This is a genomic window from Klebsiella sp. 10982 (assembly GCF_048589245.1).
Lineage (GTDB): Bacteria > Pseudomonadota > Gammaproteobacteria > Enterobacterales > Enterobacteriaceae > Klebsiella > Klebsiella quasivariicola.
On record NZ_JBMAXV010000017.1, the window covers coordinates 1 to 21341 of the forward strand.

Consider the following 21341-nt stretch of genomic DNA (forward strand, 5'->3'; position numbering starts at 1 on the left):
TAGCATAAGCAGGGTAAATCCCCGGCTGGCCGCTGGCACCTTGCTCGTGCTGCCAGGTGGCACAGAATCCCAGGCCCGGCAAGCAAAGGCGCCGCCGGGCATGTCAGGCATTACACGGCAGGGATATTGCGGCCGTAGTAAATCTCGCGCATCTCTTTCCACAGCAGGTCGGTAATGACCTTGCGCTCTTCGACGGTTAACTCTTCCGGTCGGGTATGGAACATATAGTGCTTAAGGTCGAATTCCTTGAGCAACATTTTGGTATGGAAGATATTTTCCTGATAAACGTTGACGTCGACCATGTCATACAGCGACTTCATGTCGTCAGACATAAAGTTCTGAATCGAATTAATTTCATGATCGATAAAATGCTTCATCCCGTTGATATCGCGGGTAAAGCCGCGCACGCGGTAGTCAATAGTGACAATGTCTGATTCCAGCTGGTGGATCAGATAGTTCAGCGCTTTGAGCGGTGAAATGACGCCGCAGGTTGACACTTCGATATCGGCGCGGAAAGTACACAGCCCGCCTTCCGGATGGCTCTCCGGGTAGGTATGCACGCAGATATGGCTCTTATCGAGATGGGCAACCACGGTTTCCGGTAGCGGGCCGGGGTGTTCGGTCTGGTCAATCAGCTTAGGATCGACAGGTTCTTCGCTGACCAGAATGGTCACGCTGGCGCCCTGGGGCTCATAATCCTGGCGGGCGATATTCAGGATATTGGCGCCAATAATAGAACAGGTTTCTGTCAGGATCTCCGTCAGGCGATTGGCATTATAGAGTTCGTCGATATAGGCGATGTAGCCGTCGCGCTCTTCGGCCGTTTTGGCGTAACAGATATCGTAGATACAAAAACTCAGGCTTTTGGTCAGGTTGTTAAAGCCGTGCAGCTTCAATTTTTTCAATTTAGTTCACCCCCTTACTTCGCGTCACGGTGCGGACAGAGCATCATGCAGATATTGTGGTAAGGCGAAGGCCGCCGTATGTATTGCCGGATTGTAATAACGGCAGGTCAGGTTGGCTTTGTGAAAACGCGCCTGAATGATTTCACTGGAGAGATGACGTAGCGCTTCGTTGTCGCTTGCCCAGGCAAAGGTCATGATCCCGCCGTAATAGGTTGGAATTGCCGCCTGGTAGAAGCTGACGTCGCGAAAATAGTGGCTCAGCTTGCGATGGCTACCTACCGCTTCATCCTGTTGCAGGAAGCAGACACCGTTCTGCGCAACGAAGATGCCTCCCGGGTTCAGGCAGCGTTTGCAGCCTTCATAAAAAGCTGAAGTGAAGAGACTTTCGCCCGGACCGATAGGGTCGGTGCAGTCAGAAATGATCACGTCAAACGTTTGCGTTGTCTGGTTAACAAAATTGACGCCATCATCAATCACCAGCGTAAAACGCGGATCATCATAGGCGCCGGCGCTATGGTTGGGCAGGTACTGGCGGCAGAATGAGACTACCCCAGCGTCAATTTCCACCATGGTGATGGTTTCGATGCTATGGTGACGAGAGACTTCGCGCAGCATCGCGCCGTCACCGCCGCCAATGATCAGCACATGCTTCGCGTTGCCGTGAGCCAGCAGCGGCACGTGGGTCATCATTTCGTGGTAGATGAACTCATCGCGTTCGGTGGTTTGTACGACGCCATCCAGCGCCATCACCCGGCCAAAAGCGCGGTTGTCAAAGATGATTAGATCCTGATGATCGGTTTTTTCGTGGTACAGCACGTTATCAACGCTAAAGTACTGACCAAAATGGTCATGCAGCGTTTCATGCCACTGTGGGTAATCGGCCACGATGAGGCTCCTCCTTCGTTAACATCTGTTACACCCGTAAAACGAGTGCAACATCATAGACAACTATAGATGAGGATGCACGGCGGTTATTGCAGCAATGCGGCAGGGATAACGCCACCGCCCGGAGAGGGCGGTGGGCGCGGAACTATTTCGCCGGTGCAGGTTGCGTATCCACTATTCGTACGGAATAGACCATCGTGGCGCCAGGCGGGATTTTCGGCGGTAGTCCTTTACTGCCATAGGCTTTGTCGGGCGGTACGACCAGCGTAATGGAACCGTGGTTCTGCAGACGTTGCAGCGGTCCGCGAAACACCGGCGGATAGGCATCCAGCTTCTGGGTGAGCGCCTGATCTTTCGCTTCCATATCGTTGATCACTGTCCCATCCGTCAGCATCTCTTTGATCACCACGGTGACTATGTCGTTGCCGCTTATTTTACCTTTACCCAGGTAATCGACACGACTGTAGACGCCCTCTTTGAAGACCACATCTTTTTTGCGCGCAAACGCCTGTTGATATTTTTTGCCCGCGCTGATGTTTTTCTGTTCGATTTTATTCAGGTTCTGGAACACCTGCTGCGAAATGTCAAACAGCGCTTTGTTCCGCTCCTGTTCTCCGAGGCGAAGCTGCCCGCTAAAGGCATCTTCGATACCCTGCAGCACCAGTCCGGCATCGACGATAATTCCCTGTGTGCGGCGGGTGGTGAGGACGTTAAGGGCCTCGGTGCCCATTGAGGCGCCGATGGCATAAGCCTGCTGCTCGCCCGAGGCGTTGAGTTTGGCGCTGGCAGTCTTGCTACCCGCGATTTTAGGCTGCACCGACAGCTGGGTTTTCAGCAACTGGATTTCGTCTTCTTTCATCCTTAGCTGGGCGTTGTCTTTGTCCGCCTGCAGGCGGTAGGCCGCAACAACCGCCGCCATCTCCGGAGGTTCGCTCTTTGTGGCCGCGGCGGTGGTATCGTGGCCAGGTGGCGTTTTTTCCGCAGCGGCGAGCCGGGTGGAGAGGGACTGCTTATCGGCCTTAAGTGCGGTGACCTGATCGAGGGCGTCCTGTTTGGCTTTTTCCGCAGCGGCCAGTTGGGCGGTGAGAGACTGCTTATCGGCATCAAGCGCTTTGACTTTATCGAGAGCCGCCTGCTGTGCTTTTTCCACTGAGGCCAGCTGGGTGGCCTGCGGCTGTTTGTCGGCCTGAAGCGCTTTGGCCTGCTCGAGAGCAGTCTGTTTGGCTTTTTCCGCGGCTGCCAACCGGCTGGCGAGCGACTGCTTGTCGGCATCAAGGGCTTTGGCATGCTCGAGCGCGGTCTGCTGCGCTTTTTCCGCGGCGGCCAGTTGAGTCATGAGCGACTGCTTGTCAGTATCGAGAGCTTTAGCCTGGTTAAGGGCTATCTGCTGGACTTTTTCCGCGGTGGCCAGCCGGGTGATAAGCGACTGCTTGTCAGTATCGAGGGCTTTGGCCTGGTTAAGGGCGGTCTGCTGTGCTTTTTCCGCGGCGGCCAGTCGGGTGGTCAGCGTTTGCTTATCCGTATTCAGCGTAGTGAGGCTCGCGCTGAGCCGCTGATTTTCAGTTTCGGCGTTTTGAAGCTGCGAGGTGAGTTGCTGAATCTGTTTAAGCGCGGCAGTCTGGCTTTGCTGCAGATTATTATTCTGGGCAACGCTCCCTTTTTTTATCAACGCCTCATTTTCCGCGGTCGCGGCGGCTAACGCTTTCTGCAATTGTTTTATTTTATTATTCAATTCCGCGTGGTCATTCGCGGTGGATGTTTCTGCTGACGGCGTGGCGGTAAGCTCTTTTTTTAATTGCTGAATAGTTTTATCTTTTTGCGCAATCGTTGCCTGCTGACTGATGATTTTTTTTTGCAACTGTGCGGTGTTGGTCGCATTTTTTTTATTATCCGCGTTAGGACGATCCCCTGCCGTTTGCTTTACGGTGTCAGTATCGTTTTTTTCTTGCGTCTGAGTTTGCTGCTGCGCGTAGTCGAGGAAGGCCGGCGCGGCGCCGGCGTAAAATGAGGGTAAAAGCGCCAGCGCCGCGGCGAGCATCAGCAGAGGTGCTTTTGGGGTCAGCGTGGCGGTTCTGTTCATGGTTGTTTGCTTTCACCACGCTGTACCAGGCTATCGATCAGCGTTTTTTGGATATCGGAGCACAGCTTGATAGATTTGAACTGATACATGGAGTCAATGCCCATCCGGGTTGGATCGGCCACTTTCTCGCGCACCTTGTTATATTGTGACGCCGCGCGCACCAGAGCATTGAACTCGTTGCTGAGTTTAGTTGCCTGCTGTGGGTTCACCTCTTTAAGCGAATCCAGCGCCTGACGGCAGGACTCAATACGCTCCTGTTCGCTGGCAGCGCGCTCCTGCTCAGCCTGTTGTTGCGACGTTAGCGGCGTGGTAATCGGCTTTACCTGCTGGCGAGATGAGGTATTGCTACAGCCCACTAATAAAAGTGCGGTAAGCGGGATAATACGAAGAGTCGGCGAGATATTCACAATTTCAGTCCATGAAGTAGGTATATTTTCACCGGATTCTAGAAGGGTGTTTTTTATTTTGCAATATATGAATAATGATATTTTATTAGTTTTTTAGTAATTCATTATTAGTAGGGGTTTAATTTATTTGGTGGATTGATATGTTTGAAGGGGAATAAGATTTATTTATATACAATAATAAATATAACTATTCGAGTGAGATAAAGGAAATGGTAAAGGCGCGGAGCGTCGCCGCCCGCGCAAGGCATTATTTAACGTAAGCCAACAGGCTGAGTGAATCGCGGGCCAGCGCTTTGCATTTTTTCGCCGTCGGAATGTTAATGCCGCTGAGATCGCGATAGCTGTCTTCGCCAAGCGCTTTCATGTTGTAGCTGTCATAGTTGCTGAGGTCCCACTGGTTCTGTTGAGCAAAGAACACCAGTGCGCGACGGATCTGCGTGTTGGGCAGGTTCTGGTAGCCACAGTCGTTTTTCAGAAACACAAAAACCGCGGTTAAATCAGCCATATCTTCCGCTTCTGATTCGCTGAGCGCGTAGCTGTTGGCGGAGAGAGCAAGCAGGCTGCCGAGTACCATTGTTCTGAAAAGCGTCTTCATTTTTTCTACCATTAGATCACCGACGCTTCAAATTAGCATACTTCTTTACACAGCGCCGATCTTTATTCTTACTCTTCTGCTTGACCTTCCCGTTACGGTAGGGTTTAAGCTCAAATATTCGCCCGCAGAATAAAAGGATGTGAATATGCAACGTCGAGACTTCCTCAAACTGACCGCCGCGGTCGGCATGGCCAGCGCATTGCCGTTATGGAGCCGGGCGGTCTTTGCCGCCAGTAGCCCGGCTCTGCCGATACCGTCGCTGTTAGCCGCCGATGCGCGCAACCGCATCGCGCTCAGGATCCAGGCGGGCAAAACGCGGTTTGGCGCCCTGAATGCCACTACCTGGGGCTACAACGGGTCGCTGCTGGGCCCTGCGCTGCAGTTGACGCAGGGGAAGACCGTCACGGTGGATATTACTAACCAGCTGGCGGAAGAGACCACGCTGCACTGGCATGGTCTGGAGGTACCGGGCGAGGTCGACGGGGGGCCACAGGGGGTTATCGCGCCGGGCGCCACCCGCACGGTAAGCTTCACGCCAACGCAGCGGGCGGCGACCTGCTGGTTTCATCCGCATCAGCATGGGAGCACCGGCCGGCAGGTGGCGATGGGGCTGGCCGGCCTGGTGCTGATCGAGGATGAAGAGAGCGGGCGCCTGCTGCTGCCTAAGCAGTGGGGGATCGATGATGTGCCGGTGATCGTCCAGGATAAGAAGTTCACCGCCGCCGGCGAGATCGACTATCAGCTGGATGTGATGAGCGCCGCCGTCGGCTGGTTTGGCGATACGCTACTGACCAATGGGGCCCTCTATCCCGAACATGCCGCGCCGCGCGGCTGGCTACGCCTGCGTTTGTTAAACGGCTGCAATGCCCGTTCCCTTAATTTTGCGACCAGCGATAAGCGGCCGCTGTACGTGGTGGCCAGCGACGGCGGTCTGTTGGCCGAGCCGGTGAAGGTCGATGAATTGCCGGTATTAATGGGGGAACGCTTTGAGGTGCTGGTGGACACCAGCGACGGAAAACCTTTTGATCTGGTGACCCTGCCGGTGAGCCAGATGGGCATGGCCATTGCGCCTTTTGATAAACCGCAGCCGGTGCTGCGCATCCAGCCGCTGGTCATTCCTGCCTCCGGCAAGCTGCTGGATACCCTGGCCGCTCTGCCGGCGTTACCGTCCCTGACGGGGCTGTCGCAGCGTCAACTCCAGCTGTCGATGGATCCGATGCTCGACAGAATGGGCATGCAGGCGCTGATGGAGAAGTATGGCGACCAGGCGATGGCGGGAATGGACCACGGCATGATGGGCCATGGCGGGACGGGCGGCATGGGGAATATGCACCACGGCGACATGAGTAACATGAACCACGGGGCCGGCATGGGGCATGGCATGTCATCAGGAAAGGGCTTTGATTTCCATAACGCCAACCGCATCAACGGCAAAGCCTTCGACATGAATGTGCCGATGTTTGCCGCCGCCAGAGGGCAGTATGAGCGCTGGGTGATTTCGGGTAAGGGCGACATGATGCTGCATCCGTTTCATATCCACGGCACCCAGTTCCGTATCCTCAGCGAGAACGGTAAGCCGCCTGCGGCGCATCGTAGCGGCTGGAAAGACACCGTCCGCGTGGAAGGTGAAATTAGTGAAGTGTTAGTGAAGTTTGATCATCCGGCACCGAAGGAGTTTGCCTATATGGCCCACTGCCATCTGCTGGAGCATGAAGACACTGGCATGATGTTGGGATTCACGGTTTAGGGCGGTACGGCGCGAAAGCGTGGGGAGCTGGGATAACCCAAAAAAACGGCAACTTTCGTTGCCGTTTTGCGTTTTATTTCGCGTCATCCGGTAGCGCATAGGCGACGATGTAATCGCCCATTTTAGTACCGAACGAACCGTGACCGCCGGCAGAGATGACAACATACTGTTTGCCATTCACTTCGTAAGTCATCGGCGTCGCCTGACCGCCAGCTGGCAGACGGGCTTCCCATAGTTTCTCACCATTGCTCATATTGTACGCGCGCAGGTAATTATCCGCGGTCGCGCCAATGAACAGAACGTTACCGGCCGTGGAGATCGGCCCGCCCAGCATTGGCATACCCATAGTGAACGGCAGCTTAACCGGCATCGGGAACGGCAGACTATCCTGCGGCGTACCGATACGTTTTTTCCATACCACTTCATTGGTTTTCAGATCCAGCGCGGAGATATAGCCCCATGCCGGCTGTTTGCACGGCAGGCCAAACGGCGACAGGAACGGGTTCAGGGTCACGCCGTACGGGACACCGTACTGCGGCTGCACGCCGGACTCGGTGCCAGAGCCTTTCGCATCTTTCGGTGGCTCCATCGGGTTACCCGGGCCGCGCGGGATCAGTTTAGAGACGAACGGCAGCGCCATCGGGTTGGCAATAGCCACCTGACGGTTCGGATCGACGGAAATACCGCCCCATTCAAACATCCCCAGGTTACCCGGGAAGACGAGGGTGCCCTGCTCGGACGGCGGGGTGAAGATACCTTCATAACGCAATTGATGGAAAATCACCCGGCACACCAGCTGGTCGAACATGGTGGCGCCCCACATGTCCGCCCCGGTGAGATCTTTCTTCGGACGGAAGCTCAGATCGGAGAAGGGCTGGGTTTTGGTGACGTAATCCCCTTTGGCAGCACCCTGCGGAACCGGTTTTTCCGGCGCCGGCACTACCAGCTCGCCGTTACGGCGATCCAGTACGAAGATGTTACCGGTTTTCGCCGGAGCATAAATGACCGGCACGGTTTTGCCGTTGACCTCAATGTCAGCCAGCGTCGGCTGGGAAGGCATGTCCATATCCCACAGATCGTGGTGGACGGTCTGGTAGCTCCAGGCCAGTTTACCGGTGGTGGCGTTCAGCGCCACAATCGAGCTGGCGTAGCGCTCTTGCTCCGGCGTGCGGTTGCCGCCCCAGATATCCGGGGTGGTCACGCCCATCGGCAGATAGACCAGATCCAGCTTCGCGTCGTAGGCGGCAGGCGCCCAGGAGTTCGGTGAGTTGAGCGTGAAGTGGTGCTCATCGCTCGGGATGGCGTTCGGGTCTTTCGCACCCGGATCGAAGGCCCACAAGAGTTTACCGGTATTCACATCAAAGCCGCGGATCACGCCTGACGGCTCACGGGTTGAGAAGTTATCGGTGACCGCGCCGGCAATCACGATGGTCTTATCGGTGATAATCGGTGGGGAAGTGGGTTCATACATGCCCGGCGTGGTGACCGGCATGTTGGTCTGCAGGTTGAGAATACCTTTGTTGGCAAAGGTTTCGCACAGCTTACCGTTGTCAGCATTCACCGCGAACAGGCGGCCATCGTTCACCGGCAGAATAATGCGGCGCGGACAGTCGGCCACGACGTCGGCAGGCGCGTTGTCCGCTTTCGCTTCGTGATAAGAGACCCCGCGGCAGGTAACGTGCTGGAACGACGGATCGGCGTTCAGCTGCGGGTCAAAATGCCACTTCTCTTTACCGGTCGCCGCGTCGAGGGCGAACAGACGCTGGTGGGCGGTACACAGGAAGAGCGTGTCGCCGACTTTAATCGGCGTCACTTCGTTAGTGATTTCACCCGGATCGTTTGGCAGCTTCAGGTCGCCGGTGCGGAACACCCAGGCTTCCTTCAGATTCTTCACGTTCTCAGCGTTAATCTGCTTCAGCGGGGAGAAGCGCTGGCCTTCCTGGTTACGTCCATAGGCCGGCCAGTCGCCGTCGGCGACGGTGGAGATGGGTGCAGCCGGGGTGGCGTCGGCGCTCAGGGTGCCGTTGACTTCCTGCGGGTCGTTAAAGCCGGCCCAGGTCAGCATGCCGCCGCTAATCAGCAGGGCGACGACCAGGGCACCTACGGCGCCAGCGGAAGGGATAGGCAGGCGGCGCCAGACAAAGGGCAGGATCAACCAGATACCAAAGAAGACGAGGATGTCGCTACGCGGCGTCAGCGCCCAGAAGTCGAAGCCGACTTCCCAGACGCCCCAGATCATCGTCGCCAGCAGCAGCGCGGCGTATAGCCACAGCGCAGCGCGTTTGCCGCGGAACAGCATTACGGTCACGCCCAGCATCACCAGACCAGCGATAGGGTAGTACCAGGAGCCGCCAAGCACGACCAGCCATGCTCCGCCGATTAAAAGATAGAGGCCGCAGAACGCTGCAAATAGCGCAGTCAGCGTCACCAGGAGCCTTGATTGTTGAGACTTTGTTTCAGCCATAGAAAGTTACTCATGTGTTTGTTAATTTTTTAACTGCAATTAATTATAGGTTTTAACAAGTGTGATCGGAATCACAAAATGGGCTTTATTAATCCCTGCACCGAAGATTTCTTTTTGCTGGTATACTGGATGGCTTGCCGGTCATCGTCGGGGCGAAAGCAGCGGCTTTGATGATTTATATTTAGAATCAAATGGTTAGTCTTATGAAACATACTGTAGAAGTGATGATCCCGGAATCCGAGATCAAAGCGCGTATCGCGGAACTGGGTCGTCAAATCAACGAACACTATCAGGACAGCGGCAGCGAAATGGTGCTGGTGGGGCTGCTGCGCGGCTCATTTATGTTCATGGCCGACCTGTGCCGTGAAGTGCAGGTGCCGCATGAAGTCGATTTTATGACCGCCTCCAGCTACGGCAGCGGCATGTCCACCACTCGTGATGTGAAAATCCTTAAAGATCTGGATGAAGACATCCGTGGTAAAGACGTTCTGATCGTGGAAGACATCATCGACTCCGGCAATACCCTGTCTAAAGTTCGCGAAATCCTCAGCCTGCGCGAGCCGAAATCGCTGGCTATTTGTACGCTGCTGGATAAACCGAGCCGCCGTGAAGTGAATGTCCCGGTTGAATTTGTCGGTTTCGCCATTCCGGATGAGTTCGTCGTGGGCTACGGTATCGACTACGCTCAGCGTTACCGCCATCTGCCGTATATCGGCAAAGTCACCCTGCTGGACGAGTAAGGGGAAATCCACCCTGGACAGCGCGCGCCGCGCTCTCCAGGGTGGATAAGCCTGAAGGCTATTTGTGGTTGATGTGCTTGATCTTGAGGTTGGAGATGCCGTGGCGATAGCGCTGTTCGAGGGTTTCCCGACTCACGGCGGTGACATCCAGATCGCGCAGCAGTCCGTCATGAATGCCGTAAGCCCAGCCGTGAATGGTGACCTTCTGTCCGCGCTTCCACGCCGATTGCATAATCGTCGAATGTCCCAGGTTGTACACCTGCTCCATCACGTTCAGTTCACACAGGGTATCCAGACGGCGCTCCTCCGGCATTTCACCCAGCAGCGAGCTGTGCTTAAACCAGATATCGCGGATGTGCAGGAGCCAGTTGTCGATGAGTCCCAGCTCCGGGTTCTCCACTGCCGCCTGCACGCCGCCGCAGCCGTAGTGGCCGCAGATAATAATGTGCTCGACTTCGAGGACATCGACGGCATACTGCACCACCGACAGACAGTTCAGGTCGGTGTGGATCACCAGATTCGCCACGTTACGATGGACAAACAGTTCGCCAGGCTCCAGGCCGGTGAGTCGCTCAGCCGGAACACGGCTGTCAGAACAGCCAATCCACAGAAAGCGTGGTTTCTGCGCCTGCGACAGTTTTTCGAAAAAGCCGGGGTCCTCTTCCACCAGCATTTTTGACCATAGTGCATTGTTGCTGATGAGTGTATCTATATCATTCATGGACGTTTACGGCCTGTAACCAAGTAAGTGCGTTGCGCTAATATAGGGTAAGCTCACCTTTTTTAAAACCATCTTAACCCGTGATACTTCAGGCTAGTGGTACGCTGGCCGCGCCAGCGCCCGTATAGCGCGAAACGTGCGTTAGACGGGTAAATACGTGTCACGACTCGAGAAGAGATATTTAATGACCATTGCTCTGGAATTAAAACAGCTCAAAAAAACCTACCCCGGCGGAGTTCAGGCGCTGCGGGGAATCGACCTGCAGGTCGAAGCGGGGGATTTTTATGCCCTGCTGGGCCCGAACGGGGCCGGAAAATCCACGACGATCGGCATCATCAGCTCGCTGGTGAACAAAACCTCTGGTCAGGTCAATGTCTTTGGCTACGATCTGGAGAAAGACGTCGTCAACGCCAAGCGTCAGCTTGGCCTGGTACCGCAGGAGTTTAACTTTAACCCCTTCGAGACTGTGCAGCAGATCGTTGTTAACCAGGCGGGCTACTACGGCGTTGAGCGTAAAGAAGCCATCGCTCGCAGCGAAAAATACTTAAAACAGCTCGATCTGTGGGAAAAACGCAACGAACGCGCGCGGATGCTCTCGGGCGGGATGAAGCGCCGGCTGATGATCGCCCGCGCGTTAATGCATGAGCCGAAGCTACTGATCCTCGATGAGCCTACCGCTGGCGTGGATATTGAACTGCGTCGCTCCATGTGGGGCTTTCTCAAGGATCTCAACGATCGCGGCACCACCATTATCCTGACCACCCACTATCTCGAAGAGGCGGAAATGCTGTGTCGCAACATCGGCATCATCCAGCATGGGACGCTGGTGGAAAACACGTCGATGAAAGCGCTGCTGTCAAAGCTGAAGTCTGAGACCTTTATTCTCGATCTCGCGCCAAAAAGCCCGGTACCGAAGCTCGAAGGCTACCAGTACCAGCTGGTCGATACGTCGACGCTGGAAGTGGAGGTCCTGCGCGAGCAGGGGATTAACAGCGTCTTTGCCCAACTGAGCGCTCAGGGGGTACAGGTATTGAGTATGCGTAACAAAGCCAACCGTCTGGAAGAGCTGTTTGTCACGCTGGTGCATGAGCGAAAAGGAGAGTCAGCATGATGCAGCTTTATTGGGTCGCGCTGAAAAGCATCTGGACCAAAGAGATCCACCGTTTTATGCGCATCTGGGTGCAGACGCTGGTGCCGCCGGTGATCACCATGACCCTGTACTTCGTCATTTTTGGCAACCTGATCGGCTCGCGTATCGGCGAAATGTATGGTTTTACCTATATGCAGTTTATCGTCCCGGGCCTGATCATGATGGCGGTGATCACTAACGCTTACGCCAACGTCGCCTCGTCGTTCTTCAGCGCCAAGTTTCAGCGCAATATTGAAGAGCTGCTGGTGGCGCCAGTGCCGACGCATGTGATTATCGCCGGCTACGTGGGCGGCGGGGTGGCGCGTGGGCTGTGCGTGGGTATCCTGGTGACCGCCGTCTCGCTGTTCTTCGTGCCGTTCCAGGTTCACTCATGGCTGTTTGTCGCCCTGACGCTGATCCTTACCGCGGTGCTGTTCTCGCTGGCCGGCCTGCTGAACGCCGTGTTTGCCAAGACCTTCGATGACATCAGCCTGATCCCGACCTTTGTGCTGACGCCGCTGACCTACCTCGGCGGGGTGTTCTACTCGCTGACGCTGCTGCCGCCCTTCTGGCAGGGGCTGTCGCATCTGAACCCCATCGTCTACATGATCAGCGGTTTCCGCTTCGGCTTCCTCGGGATTAACGATGTCCCGCTGGTGACGACCTTTGCGGTGCTGGTGGTCTTCATTGTCGCCTTCTATCTGCTCTGCTGGTCGTTAATTCAGCGCGGCCGCGGCCTGCGTAGCTGATACGGCTCACGGTTAGCGCTTCCCGAGGCAAACAGGTGGGGCGCTAACCGCTTATCTTTGACCGTCATCACCGATACGTCACCTTCCCCTTGCTACATTATTAGCTGGCTAAGGAGGGAAACATGCTCGGTTGGGTCATTACCTGTCACGATGAACTGGCGCAGGAGATGCTGGATCGTCTTGAACAAAAGTTTGGACCGCTGGCCCAGTGCCGGGCGGTCAATTACTGGCGCAATCTCAGCAGCAATATGTTGAGCCGGATGATGTGCGATGCGCTACATGCCACCGACTCCGGGGATGGGGTCATTTTCCTCACCGACAAAACCGGTGCGGCGCCTTATCGGGCCGCCGCGCTGATGAGTCACAAGCATACCCACTGTGAAGTCATCTCCGGCATCAGCTATTCATTACTTGAACGAATGTATCTGCTGCGAGGCACGTTAAGCAGCGACGCGTTTCGCCAGACTATCGTCAGCGCGGGTGGGCCGCTGGTGAGCAGCCTGTGGCATCAACAGCAGAAAAATCCCCCGTTCCGGCTGCGCCACGATACCTTCGGAAATTAAGCATCGGCATTGATGCCGCTTTTGTTACAATAGCGGCCGTTGATGGTTGACCGGTTCGATGCGCATGCTTGCCCGAATTTTTACTCTGCTTCTTTTACTGACCTCGCTCAGCGCCTCTGCCAGCCTGCTTAGCCAGCAGGGCAAGCCTGTACGCTATATGCAAACCACCGAAGATGCGGTTATCTGGGCGCAGGTGGGGAACCATGTCATAAGCGTCGGCAATGTGCGTGCCGGGCAGATCCTCGCGGTCGTCCCGACGGCGGCTGACTATTATGAATTTCGTTTCGGTTTCGGCACCGGATTTATTGATAAAGGCCATCTCGAGCCGGTACAGGGTAAGCAGCGGGTGGAGGACCGTTTAGGGGATCTCAATAAGCCGTTGAGTAACCAGAATTTACTCACCTGGAAAGACACTCCGCTCTATGACGCACCCTCGGTAAGCAGCGCGCCGTTCGGCACGCTGGCCACGAATCTGCGCTATCCGATCCTCAGCAAGCTGAAGGACCGGCTTAATCAGACCTGGTTTCAGATCCGCATTGGCGACCGGCTGGCGTGGGTCAGCAGTCTGGATGCGCAGGAAGATAATGGCATTCCCGTGCTGACCTATCACCATATTCTGCGCGACGAAGAGAACACCCGGTTTCGTCATACGTCGACCACCACCTCGGTACGCGCCTTCAATAACCAGATGACCTGGCTGCGCGATCAGGGCTACACCACGCTGACCCTGTACCAGCTCGAAGGCTATGTGCGCAATAAAATCAATCTCCCGGCGCGGGCGGTGGCGATCACTTTCGATGATGGTCTGAAATCGGTAAACCGCTACGCCTATCCGGTGCTGAAACAGTACGGCTTCCACGCCACCGCCTTTATTATCTCCTCGCGCATTAAGCGCTATCCGCAAAAATGGGATCCGAAATCGCTGCAGTTTATGAGCATTTCCGAGCTACGCCAGATTCAGGACGTCTTTGATATTCAGTCGCATACCCATTTTCTGCATCGGGTGGACGCCTACCGGCGACCGATCTTATTCAGCCGTAATTACCACAATATTCTGTTTGATTTTGCCCGCTCGCGTCGGGCGCTGGGCCAGTTTAATCCGCACGTTCTTTACCTTTCCTACCCCTTCGGCGGCTATAACGCCACCGCGGTACAGGCGGCGAATGACGCCGGGTTTCATATGGCGGTAACGACGGTGCGGGGGAAGGTGAAGCCGGGGGATAATCCGTTTCTGCTGAAGCGCTTATATATTTTACGCACGGATTCGCTGGAGACGATGTCGCGGCTGATCAGTAATCAGCCGCAGGGGTAATACCAGCGCTGTGCCTGAGCACAGCGCCGCGGCCATCAGGCGACCTGTACCGGAATGGCTTTCGCCTGGCGTTTCATTTCGTTATCGCCTTCGAAGTAGGCGATGTTAGGCTGCCAGTTACGCGCTTCTTCATCCGACATCGTAACGAAGCTGGCGATGATCAAAATATCGCCGACGCTGGCGCAGTGTGCGGCGGCACCGTTAACGGAGATGATCCGGGAGCCCCGCTCGGCGGCAATGGCGTAGGTGGAGAAACGGTTGCCGTTGGTGACGTTCCAGAGATGAATGGTTTCATTCTCCAGAATACCGGCCGCATCCAGGAAGTCCTGGTCAATGGCGCAAGAACCTTCATAGTGCAGGTCCGCCTGCGTGACTTTTACGCGGTGGAGCTTGCCCTGCAGCATATTACGCATCATAACTTCTACCCTTCAACCTTAATGTAGCAGTGCGGACACGGCGCCCGCCCTGAGAAAAGCCCGGGCAGTATTGCCCGATATTTACCCGCTGTCTACTGAGCGAGCGTGACGATCTGGTTGTCGATCAGGCGGGCCTGACCCAGCCAGGCGGCCATCAGGATCACCGCACGCTGGCTGGCATCGGTCAGCTCAAGCAGGGTGTCGGCATCGCGGATCTGAATGTCGTCGGCGCGGAAGCCTTTTTCATTCAGCTCTTGTTCAGCGATAGCGATAATCTCGTCGAGTTGGCGATCGCCGGCGGCCAGTTTTTCCGCCACCGCGCTTAGCACCTTATACAGACCCGGGGCGATTTTGCGCTGGTCAGCGGTCAGGTAGCCATTGCGCGAACTCAGCGCCAGGCCATCTTTCGCGCGGACGATCGGTACGCCGATGATCTCGATATCGTAGCCCATGTCGGCGACCATTTTGCGGATCAGCGCCAGCTGCTGGAAGTCTTTCTCGCCGAAGCAGGCAACGTCAGGCTGGACCAGGTTGAACAACTTACTGACGATGGTCGATACGCCGCGGAAATGGCCCGGGCGGCTGGCGCCTTCGAGCATGGTGGACAGTCCCGGAACGTCGACATAAGTCTGGCCCTCGGTGCCCTGAGGGTAAACTTCCGCCGGCGTCGGCGCGAAGACAAAATCGACATGACGCTTGTTCAGCTTTTCGCAATCATCCTGCAGGGTGCGCGGGTAGCGCGCCAGGTCATCGACGCGGTCAAACTGCATCGGATTGACGAAAATACTGACCACCACCACGTCCGCGCTGGCTTTGGCTTCATCAACCAGTTTCATATGACCATCATGCAGGTTGCCCATTGTCGGAACCAGCGCAATACGCTTACCTTCCTGACGCAAACGGCGGATATGCTGACGCAGCAGCAGCACGGATTCAATAATCAGCACAACAAGACTCCTTAATGGAAACTGTGTTCTTCGCCCGGATAGACCCCGGATTCGACTTCGGCAATATACTGCCGCACCGCGGCGCGGATGTCGCCCGCTTCGGCAAGGAAATTCTTGGCAAATTTCGGAATGTGGCCGCCGGTAATGCCGAAAGCATCATGCATTACGAGGATTTGCCCGTCGGTAACGTTGCCTGCGCCGATGCCGATCACCGGAATGGTCAGGGCTTCGGTGATGCGCTTCGCCAGTTCGACCGGCACGCACTCCAGCACCAGCAGCTGCGCCCCAGCCGCCTCCAGCGCTAACGCGTCTTCAAACAGAGTTTGCGCCGCATCGCCGCGGCCCTGCACTTTATACCCGCCGAATACGTTCACCGACTGCGGCGTCAGGCCAAGATGGCCGCAAACCGGTACCGCGCGTTCCGCCAGCATCTTCACGGTGTCGGCGAGCCAGGCGCCGCCCTCGAGTTTGACCATATTGGCGCCAGCGCGCATGACGATGGCGGCGTTTTCAAAGGTCTGCTCGGGGGTGGCGTAGGCCATGAACGGCAGGTCGGCAAGCAGCAGACTGTTCGGCGCGCCGCGGCGGACGGCGCGGGTGTGATAGGCGATATCTTCCACGGTAACCGGCAGGGTGGAGTCGTGACCCTGCACCGTCATTCCCAGCGAGTCGCCCACCAGCAGTACATTGATGCCTTCATCGGCGAACAGCTTCGCGAAGCTGTGGTCGTAGGCGGTAATGGTGGCAAAGCGCTTCTTTTCCTGTTTGCATTTCTGCAGCAGGGCAATGGTGGTCGGTTTCATAACATTTCCTGATGATGAAAGTCATATTAACCGGCATTCTAACAGCAGCATTCAGAGGGGCAATGATTTTGGGCAACCGATTACGACGATCGCCGCAAATGCTAAAAAAGGCGAGGGGATTACCAGCTGGCGGGCTTTTCCGCGCCGAGATTATCCAGCACGGCGCGCAGCGCCAGGCCGTCAGGAAAACGGAGGTCAGGAGCGATCTCAAACAGCGGCCAGAGCATAAAGCCGCGGTTTTTCATATCGTAGTGCGGAACGGTCAGGCGCTCGCTGTTGATGACCGCGTCGCCAAACAGCATGATGTCGAGGTCGAGCGTACGCGGCCCCCAGCGTTCGGCTTTACGCACTCGTCCCTGCTGCAGCTCGATGCGCTGAGTGTGATCGAGCAGCGCGTCAGGGGTCAGCGTAGTGTCCAGCGCAACGGCAGCGTTGAGATAGTCCGGCTGATCCTGCGGGCCCAGCGGCGGCGTGCGGTAGAACGAAGAGACGTTTACCACGCGGCTGTGCGGAATATCGCCAAGCGCGTGGATAGCCGCTTGTACCTGCTCCAGGGGAGAAGCAAGGTTACTGCCAAGGGCGATATAGACCAGGGTCATGCGTTACCCTGGCGCGGCGCGCGCTTGCGCGGACGACGGTGGCGACGGCGCGGCGCCGGATCGTCCCCGAGGTCGTTGAGCATATCTTTTTGCGCCGGCGGCGCGGCGACCTGGAATTCGCCCCACCATTTGGTCAGGCGCTGCAGTTCGTGGTTGTTCTCGGCGCCTGCGCGCAGCTCCAGCAGGTCATAGGCGGCGCGGAATTTCGGATGCTCCATCAGCTTCCAGGCGCGTTTGCCCTGGCGACGGGACATGCGCAGCTGCAGCTGCCAGATATCACGAATAAGGGTGGTGATGCGCTTAGGGATCGCCAGCGTGCGGCAGGCTTCATCCAGCACATCGTTCATCGCCAGGGCAAAGGCGTCGTAGTACGCCAGACCGCTCTCCTGGGCGATTTTCTGCGCCGTTTCCAGCAGCGGATACCAGAACATCACTGCGAAGAGGAAAGCCGGGTTGACGCGCATGTCGTTATGAATGCGGGTATCGGTATTCTTCAGCACCTGGCTGATGATCCGCTCCATCGGGCTGTCGCCGCGCTCGGTAAAGTAGCGGGTGATGGTTGGGAACAGCGGCTGGAACAGGTTGTATTCCCGCAGCAGCATGTAGGTCTGGTAGCCATACCCGGCCTGCAGCAGCTTGAGCACCTCCTCGAACAGACGTGCCGGTGGCACGTCGTGGAGCAGGGCGGCCAGGCGCGGCAGCGGTTCAGCCGTTTCCGGGCTGATGGTCATATTCAGCTTGGCGGCAAAGCGCACGGCGCGCAGCATCCGCACCGGATCCTCACGATAACGGGTTTCCGGATTGCCGATCAGGCGGATCACGCCATCCTGCAGGTCCTTCATACCGCCGACGTAGTCGCGGACGGTAAAGTCCGCCACGCTGTAATAGAGGCTGTTGATGGTGAAGTCGCGACGCTGGGCATCTTCCTCGATCGAGCCGAAGATGTTATCGCGCAGCAGCATGCCGTTCTGGCCCCGCTGGGAGGTGACGCGATCGGTGGTGTGCCCTTCGTGATGGCCACGGAAGGTGGCGACCTCAATAATTTCCGGCCCGAACATGACATGCGCCAGGCGGAAACGTCGCCCAACCAGACGGCAGTTGCGGAACAGCTTGCGTACCTGATCCGGCGTGGCGTTGGTGGTGACGTCAAAATCTTTTGGCTTTTTGCCAAGCAGCAGGTCGCGGACGCCGCCGCCGACCAGCCAGGATTCGTAGCCCGCCTTGTTGAGGCGGTACATGACCTTGAGGGCGTTTTCACTGATATCTTTGCGGGAAATAGCATGCTGCTCACGCGGGATCACCGTCATAGGCGTTGGTTCGACGGCGGCTTCTGCCTCGCGCTCCTCACGGCTTAGCACCTTACGGCAAAAATTAGCGACTCGGGTAAAAATGGTGCACCTCGTAGTGTCAGACGGACTTCAGATCAACTGTACAGTGTAAAAATAGCGGCTAATCATAGCTCAGCGGGAGCCATTTGAGAATGCTCGATTTTCGCCGGCTGCCAGTTGGCGACGGCCTGGGCGAGTAAATCGTCGATGCTCAGGGCCTGCCACTCCCCGGGGATTGCCTGATTCAGAAAGCGGAGCGCCCGGACGATTTCGGGGCGTGGATCGCCTTCCGGCAGCGCCGGCGCGTGGTTTTGTTTAGAGAGTTTATTCCCGTCAGCATTGAGAGCCAGCGGCAGATGGAGATAGTCCGGGGCCTGCCAGCCAAAATGCTGATACAGCGAAATCTGCCGCACCGTCGGCTCAATCAGATCGGCGCCGCGAACGATCTCGGTGATCCCCTGGAAGTGGTCATCGACCACCACCGCCAGATTATAGGCAAACAGCCCGTCGCGACGGTGGATAATAAAATCCTCCCGCGCCAGCGGCTCATTGGCGACGAGCGTGCCGCGCAGGCGGTCGCTAAACTGCAGCACCGGGCGAGTCTGGCGCAGGCGCAGCGCGGCGTTTTCCGCCCCCAGCCCAAGGTCGCGGCAGTGACCATCGTAAATCCCGCCGACGGCGTGGATCCGCGCACGGGTGCAGGTGCAGTAGTAGCTCAGCCCCTGCTCGCCCAGCCACGCCAGCGCCTCGCGGTAGGCCTCGTGCCGTTGCGACTGCCAGAGCACGTCGCCATCCCAGTGCAGGCCATAGTGGTCAAGTTGGCGCAGGATGGTATCGGCGGCCCCGGGGACTTCGCGCGGTGGATCGATATCTTCAATACGAACACGCCAGATACCCTGGTTCGCGCGGGCTTGCAGGTAGCTGCCGAGCGCGGCAATCAGAGAGCCGAAGTGGAGTTCACCGGAGGGGGAGGGAGCAAAGCGCCCTATATAGTGTGAGTCAGTCATGGTACGGACAACAGAACCAGGCGGGAGAGACTCCCGCCAGAGAGTGAGGCAGCAGGGGATTAGCCCGCCATCTGTTTTTCGCGAATTTCCGCCAGGGTTTTGCAGTCAATGCACAGATCCGCTGTCGGACGCGCTTCCAGACGGCGAATGCCGATCTCCACGCCGCAGGATTCGCAGTAGCCGAAGTCTTCGTCTTCAACTTTTTTCAGCGTTTTCTCGATCTTTTTGATCAGTTTACGTTCGCGGTCGCGGTTACGCAGTTCCAGGCTGAACTCTTCTTCCTGGGCGGCACGGTCTACCGGGTCCGGGAAGTTAGCTGCTTCATCCTGCATGTGCGATACGGTGCGATCCACTTCATCCCTGAGTTGATTACGCCATGCTTCAAGAATACGCTTGAAGTGCGCCAGCTGGGCTTCGTTCATATACTCTTCGCCCGGTTTCTCTTGGTACGGCTCCACCCCAGCGATGGCGAGAATACTCAGGGACGATGTTTTACGGTTTTGCCCTTCTTGCATGTTGCTTCTCCTTAACACGCACTATCGATCCCCATGTGGGGGAAAATCAGGCCGCTATAAATAGCAGATGCTTTTCCGGATAGCAATTATCTAAACGTTACACTTGACAACCCTGTGAAGAAAAGCGTATTCGCGCTTGCGACCCGAACACTATTTAGCCACTTATTTACCGGGGTTTAACACCACGGCGATCGGCTTATTCAGAGTCATCCTCGTCGTAGAAAGTTCCGCTTTCCAGGCGAGAATTTCCACCCCCTTGTCCTGGGCTTCTGTTAACAGCTGTGCGTATCTGGCATCAATATGATGCGCGGGAGAAAAACGGTCAATTGCCGAATGCAGGATGGCAAATAAAATCACCGCGCGGTCGCCATTCGCCGCGACGGCCATCAGCTCCCGCAGGTGCTTCTGGCCGCGCGTGGTCACTGCATCGGGGAAATAACCGTATTCTTTCTCCGCCAACGTAACCGATTTCACTTCAATATAGCAGTTTTGTCGGTCATCTGCCTGTAACATAATATCGATACGGCTATTTTCTTCGCCATATTTCACTTCGCTTTTCAGCTGGTTATAGCCTGAAAGTTCAGGAATTATCCCGGCAGAAATCGCCTCTTTCGCCAGCGAATTTGCGCGCAGCGTATTGACGCAAATAATCGCGCCTTGCTGCGTTTCAGTTAATTCCCAGGTGTGGGCATATTTGCGCTTCGCATTGGCCGAGGTGGAATACCAGACGGTGTCGCCCGGGGCGGCGCAACCGGTCATTGCCCCGGTATTCGGGCAGTGGAGCGTCAGCTCGCGACCATCGGGGGTGACCACGTCAGCAAGAAATCGTTTGTAACGTTTAAGCAAAATGGCGGGCTGCAACGGCGGATCAAACTGCATCAACTTTCCTTATCAAACGGATAACGTTCCAGCGCCGTGTAGCGCGTGCGCCCGCGGCTAAAGCTGGACTCAAACAGCACGAACTCGTTCACCGGAAACGTCCAGCGAAAGCCGGGAGCCGGGATCGGCACCGCCTGGCGGGCGTCGCGCCACAGGGTAATATGCGGGTGAAACGGCTGCGGGCTCTGGTAGCAGCCGCTGCGCGCCGCCTGAGCGCGCAGCATGCTGGCGAGCTGCAGCAGGCCGCGCGGCGGCTGACGGGTTCCGAGCCACACCACCCGCGAGCGCAGCCACTGTCCGGCATCGTCCAGCGTCAGGGTAAAGCCCGGCTGACGCAGGCGGCCGGCAAGGGCGGCCAGCGCCCGCTGTTTTTCCGCGCTCACCTCGCCGAGAAACGCCAGCGTCAGATGAAGATTATCCGCCGCGATGGGCCTGCCGGCATCTTCGGGGAAGTGCGTTGCCCGCCACTGGACAATCTGCTTCTGGACGACAGACGGCAGTTCAAGCGCAAAAAACAGCCTTTTCGGCTCAGACATGATAGAGACTCGGT

General features: G+C 56.8%; 23 protein-coding genes. 7 read left to right on the forward strand and 16 right to left on the reverse strand.

Features of this window, described 5'->3' with window-relative positions:
* Positions 1-110: 110 nt before the first annotated feature.
* From speD to ACKLKD_RS14325, 5 genes are all read right to left on the reverse strand, one after another.
* Positions 111-905, reverse strand: coding sequence for an adenosylmethionine decarboxylase (gene speD / locus ACKLKD_RS14305; RefSeq protein ID WP_080897868.1), 795 nt, complete (start codon positions 903-905; stop codon positions 111-113).
* A gap of 24 nt (positions 906-929) precedes the next feature.
* Positions 930-1790: a polyamine aminopropyltransferase gene (speE, locus tag ACKLKD_RS14310; RefSeq protein WP_025714692.1), complete on the reverse strand. Its 861-nt coding sequence runs from the start codon at positions 1788-1790 to the stop codon at positions 930-932.
* Between the two features lie 145 nt (positions 1791-1935).
* Positions 1936-3126, reverse strand: coding sequence for an FKBP-type peptidyl-prolyl cis-trans isomerase (locus ACKLKD_RS14315; RefSeq protein WP_165931889.1), 1191 nt, complete (start codon positions 3124-3126; stop codon positions 1936-1938).
* Between the two features lie 740 nt (positions 3127-3866).
* On the reverse strand, positions 3867-4277 hold the full coding sequence (locus ACKLKD_RS14320; RefSeq protein ID WP_025714694.1) for a hypothetical protein: 411 nt from the start codon (positions 4275-4277) through the stop codon (positions 3867-3869).
* Positions 4278-4524: 247 nt separating this feature from the next.
* A complete protein-coding gene (locus tag ACKLKD_RS14325) occupies positions 4525-4872 on the reverse strand; it encodes a YacC family pilotin-like protein (protein WP_002888808.1) in 348 nt (115 codons plus the stop codon).
* A 145-nt stretch (positions 4873-5017) separates the two neighbouring features.
* Here ACKLKD_RS14325 and cueO point away from each other — a divergent pair, with 145 nt between their 5' ends.
* Positions 5018-6619, forward strand: a complete 1602-nt coding sequence (cueO, locus tag ACKLKD_RS14330) for a multicopper oxidase CueO (RefSeq protein ID WP_087805074.1) — start codon at positions 5018-5020, stop codon at positions 6617-6619.
* A gap of 73 nt (positions 6620-6692) precedes the next feature.
* Here the strand turns inward: cueO and ACKLKD_RS14335 are convergent, their stop codons facing one another.
* Positions 6693-9083 carry a glucose/quinate/shikimate family membrane-bound PQQ-dependent dehydrogenase gene (locus tag ACKLKD_RS14335; protein ID WP_025714112.1) on the reverse strand — a complete coding sequence of 797 codons (2391 nt, stop codon included), beginning with the start codon at positions 9081-9083 and terminating at the stop codon, positions 6693-6695.
* A gap of 70 nt (positions 9084-9153) precedes the next feature.
* Between ACKLKD_RS14335 and ACKLKD_RS14340 the strand changes: the two genes are divergently transcribed.
* Together ACKLKD_RS14340 and hpt are read left to right on the forward strand one after the other, a co-directional pair.
* Positions 9154-9282 (forward strand): hypothetical protein, encoded by a 129-nt coding sequence (locus ACKLKD_RS14340; RefSeq protein WP_165931888.1) that lies wholly within the window; start codon positions 9154-9156, stop codon positions 9280-9282.
* Between the two features lie 4 nt (positions 9283-9286).
* Complete coding sequence (gene hpt / locus ACKLKD_RS14345; protein WP_004204384.1) at positions 9287-9823, forward strand: hypoxanthine phosphoribosyltransferase; 537 nt, start codon at positions 9287-9289, stop codon at positions 9821-9823.
* Between the two features lie 58 nt (positions 9824-9881).
* Here the strand turns inward: hpt and can are convergent, their stop codons facing one another.
* Entirely contained in the window at positions 9882-10544 is a 663-nt protein-coding gene (gene can, locus ACKLKD_RS14350) for a carbonate dehydratase (protein ID WP_012542834.1), read from the reverse strand.
* Positions 10545-10728: 184 nt separating this feature from the next.
* Here can and ACKLKD_RS14355 point away from each other — a divergent pair, with 184 nt between their 5' ends.
* The 4 genes from ACKLKD_RS14355 (at position 10729) to ACKLKD_RS14370 (ending at position 14297) form a co-directional block, all read left to right on the forward strand.
* Positions 10729-11655: an ABC transporter ATP-binding protein gene (locus ACKLKD_RS14355; RefSeq protein WP_025714111.1), complete on the forward strand. Its 927-nt coding sequence runs from the start codon at positions 10729-10731 to the stop codon at positions 11653-11655.
* A complete protein-coding gene (locus tag ACKLKD_RS14360; protein WP_087805072.1) occupies positions 11652-12422 on the forward strand; it encodes an ABC transporter permease in 771 nt (256 codons plus the stop codon). The genes ACKLKD_RS14355 and ACKLKD_RS14360 overlap by 4 nt, the downstream gene beginning before the upstream one ends.
* A gap of 122 nt (positions 12423-12544) precedes the next feature.
* On the forward strand, positions 12545-12985 hold the full coding sequence (locus tag ACKLKD_RS14365; protein ID WP_025714109.1) for a PTS sugar transporter subunit IIA: 441 nt from the start codon (positions 12545-12547) through the stop codon (positions 12983-12985).
* A 58-nt stretch (positions 12986-13043) separates the two neighbouring features.
* Entirely contained in the window at positions 13044-14297 is a 1254-nt protein-coding gene (locus ACKLKD_RS14370) for a polysaccharide deacetylase family protein (RefSeq protein WP_025714108.1), read from the forward strand.
* Between the two features lie 35 nt (positions 14298-14332).
* Here ACKLKD_RS14370 and panD read toward each other — a convergent pair whose 3' ends face one another.
* The 9 genes from panD to thpR all read right to left on the reverse strand — a co-directional run bounded on the left by panD (position 14333) and on the right by thpR (position 21327).
* Complete coding sequence (gene panD / locus ACKLKD_RS14375; RefSeq protein ID WP_025714107.1) at positions 14333-14713, reverse strand: aspartate 1-decarboxylase; 381 nt, start codon at positions 14711-14713, stop codon at positions 14333-14335.
* Positions 14714-14805: 92 nt separating this feature from the next.
* Entirely contained in the window at positions 14806-15660 is an 855-nt protein-coding gene (gene panC, locus ACKLKD_RS14380; protein ID WP_025714106.1) for a pantoate--beta-alanine ligase, read from the reverse strand.
* Positions 15661-15671: 11 nt separating this feature from the next.
* Positions 15672-16463, reverse strand: a complete 792-nt coding sequence (panB, locus tag ACKLKD_RS14385) for a 3-methyl-2-oxobutanoate hydroxymethyltransferase (protein ID WP_025714105.1) — start codon at positions 16461-16463, stop codon at positions 15672-15674.
* A gap of 119 nt (positions 16464-16582) precedes the next feature.
* Complete coding sequence (folK, locus tag ACKLKD_RS14390) at positions 16583-17062, reverse strand: 2-amino-4-hydroxy-6-hydroxymethyldihydropteridine diphosphokinase (protein ID WP_025714104.1); 480 nt, start codon at positions 17060-17062, stop codon at positions 16583-16585.
* Positions 17059-18453, reverse strand: coding sequence for a polynucleotide adenylyltransferase PcnB (gene pcnB / locus ACKLKD_RS14395; RefSeq protein WP_071993306.1), 1395 nt, complete (start codon positions 18451-18453; stop codon positions 17059-17061). Before pcnB ends, folK begins: the two co-directional genes overlap by 4 nt.
* A 62-nt stretch (positions 18454-18515) precedes the next feature.
* Positions 18516-19397: a tRNA glutamyl-Q(34) synthetase GluQRS gene (gluQRS, locus tag ACKLKD_RS14400; RefSeq protein WP_087805070.1), complete on the reverse strand. Its 882-nt coding sequence runs from the start codon at positions 19395-19397 to the stop codon at positions 18516-18518.
* A gap of 59 nt (positions 19398-19456) precedes the next feature.
* Positions 19457-19912: an RNA polymerase-binding protein DksA gene (gene dksA / locus ACKLKD_RS14405; RefSeq protein WP_002888845.1), complete on the reverse strand. Its 456-nt coding sequence runs from the start codon at positions 19910-19912 to the stop codon at positions 19457-19459.
* Positions 19913-20074: 162 nt separating this feature from the next.
* The gene (sfsA, locus tag ACKLKD_RS14410; RefSeq protein ID WP_087805068.1) at positions 20075-20791 is read right to left on the reverse strand and encodes a DNA/RNA nuclease SfsA; all 717 of its coding nucleotides are present in this window, start codon (positions 20789-20791) and stop codon (positions 20075-20077) included.
* A complete protein-coding gene (gene thpR, locus ACKLKD_RS14415; RefSeq protein ID WP_087805066.1) occupies positions 20791-21327 on the reverse strand; it encodes an RNA 2',3'-cyclic phosphodiesterase in 537 nt (178 codons plus the stop codon). The genes sfsA and thpR overlap by 1 nt, the downstream gene beginning before the upstream one ends.
* Positions 21328-21341: the final 14 nt, after the last annotated feature.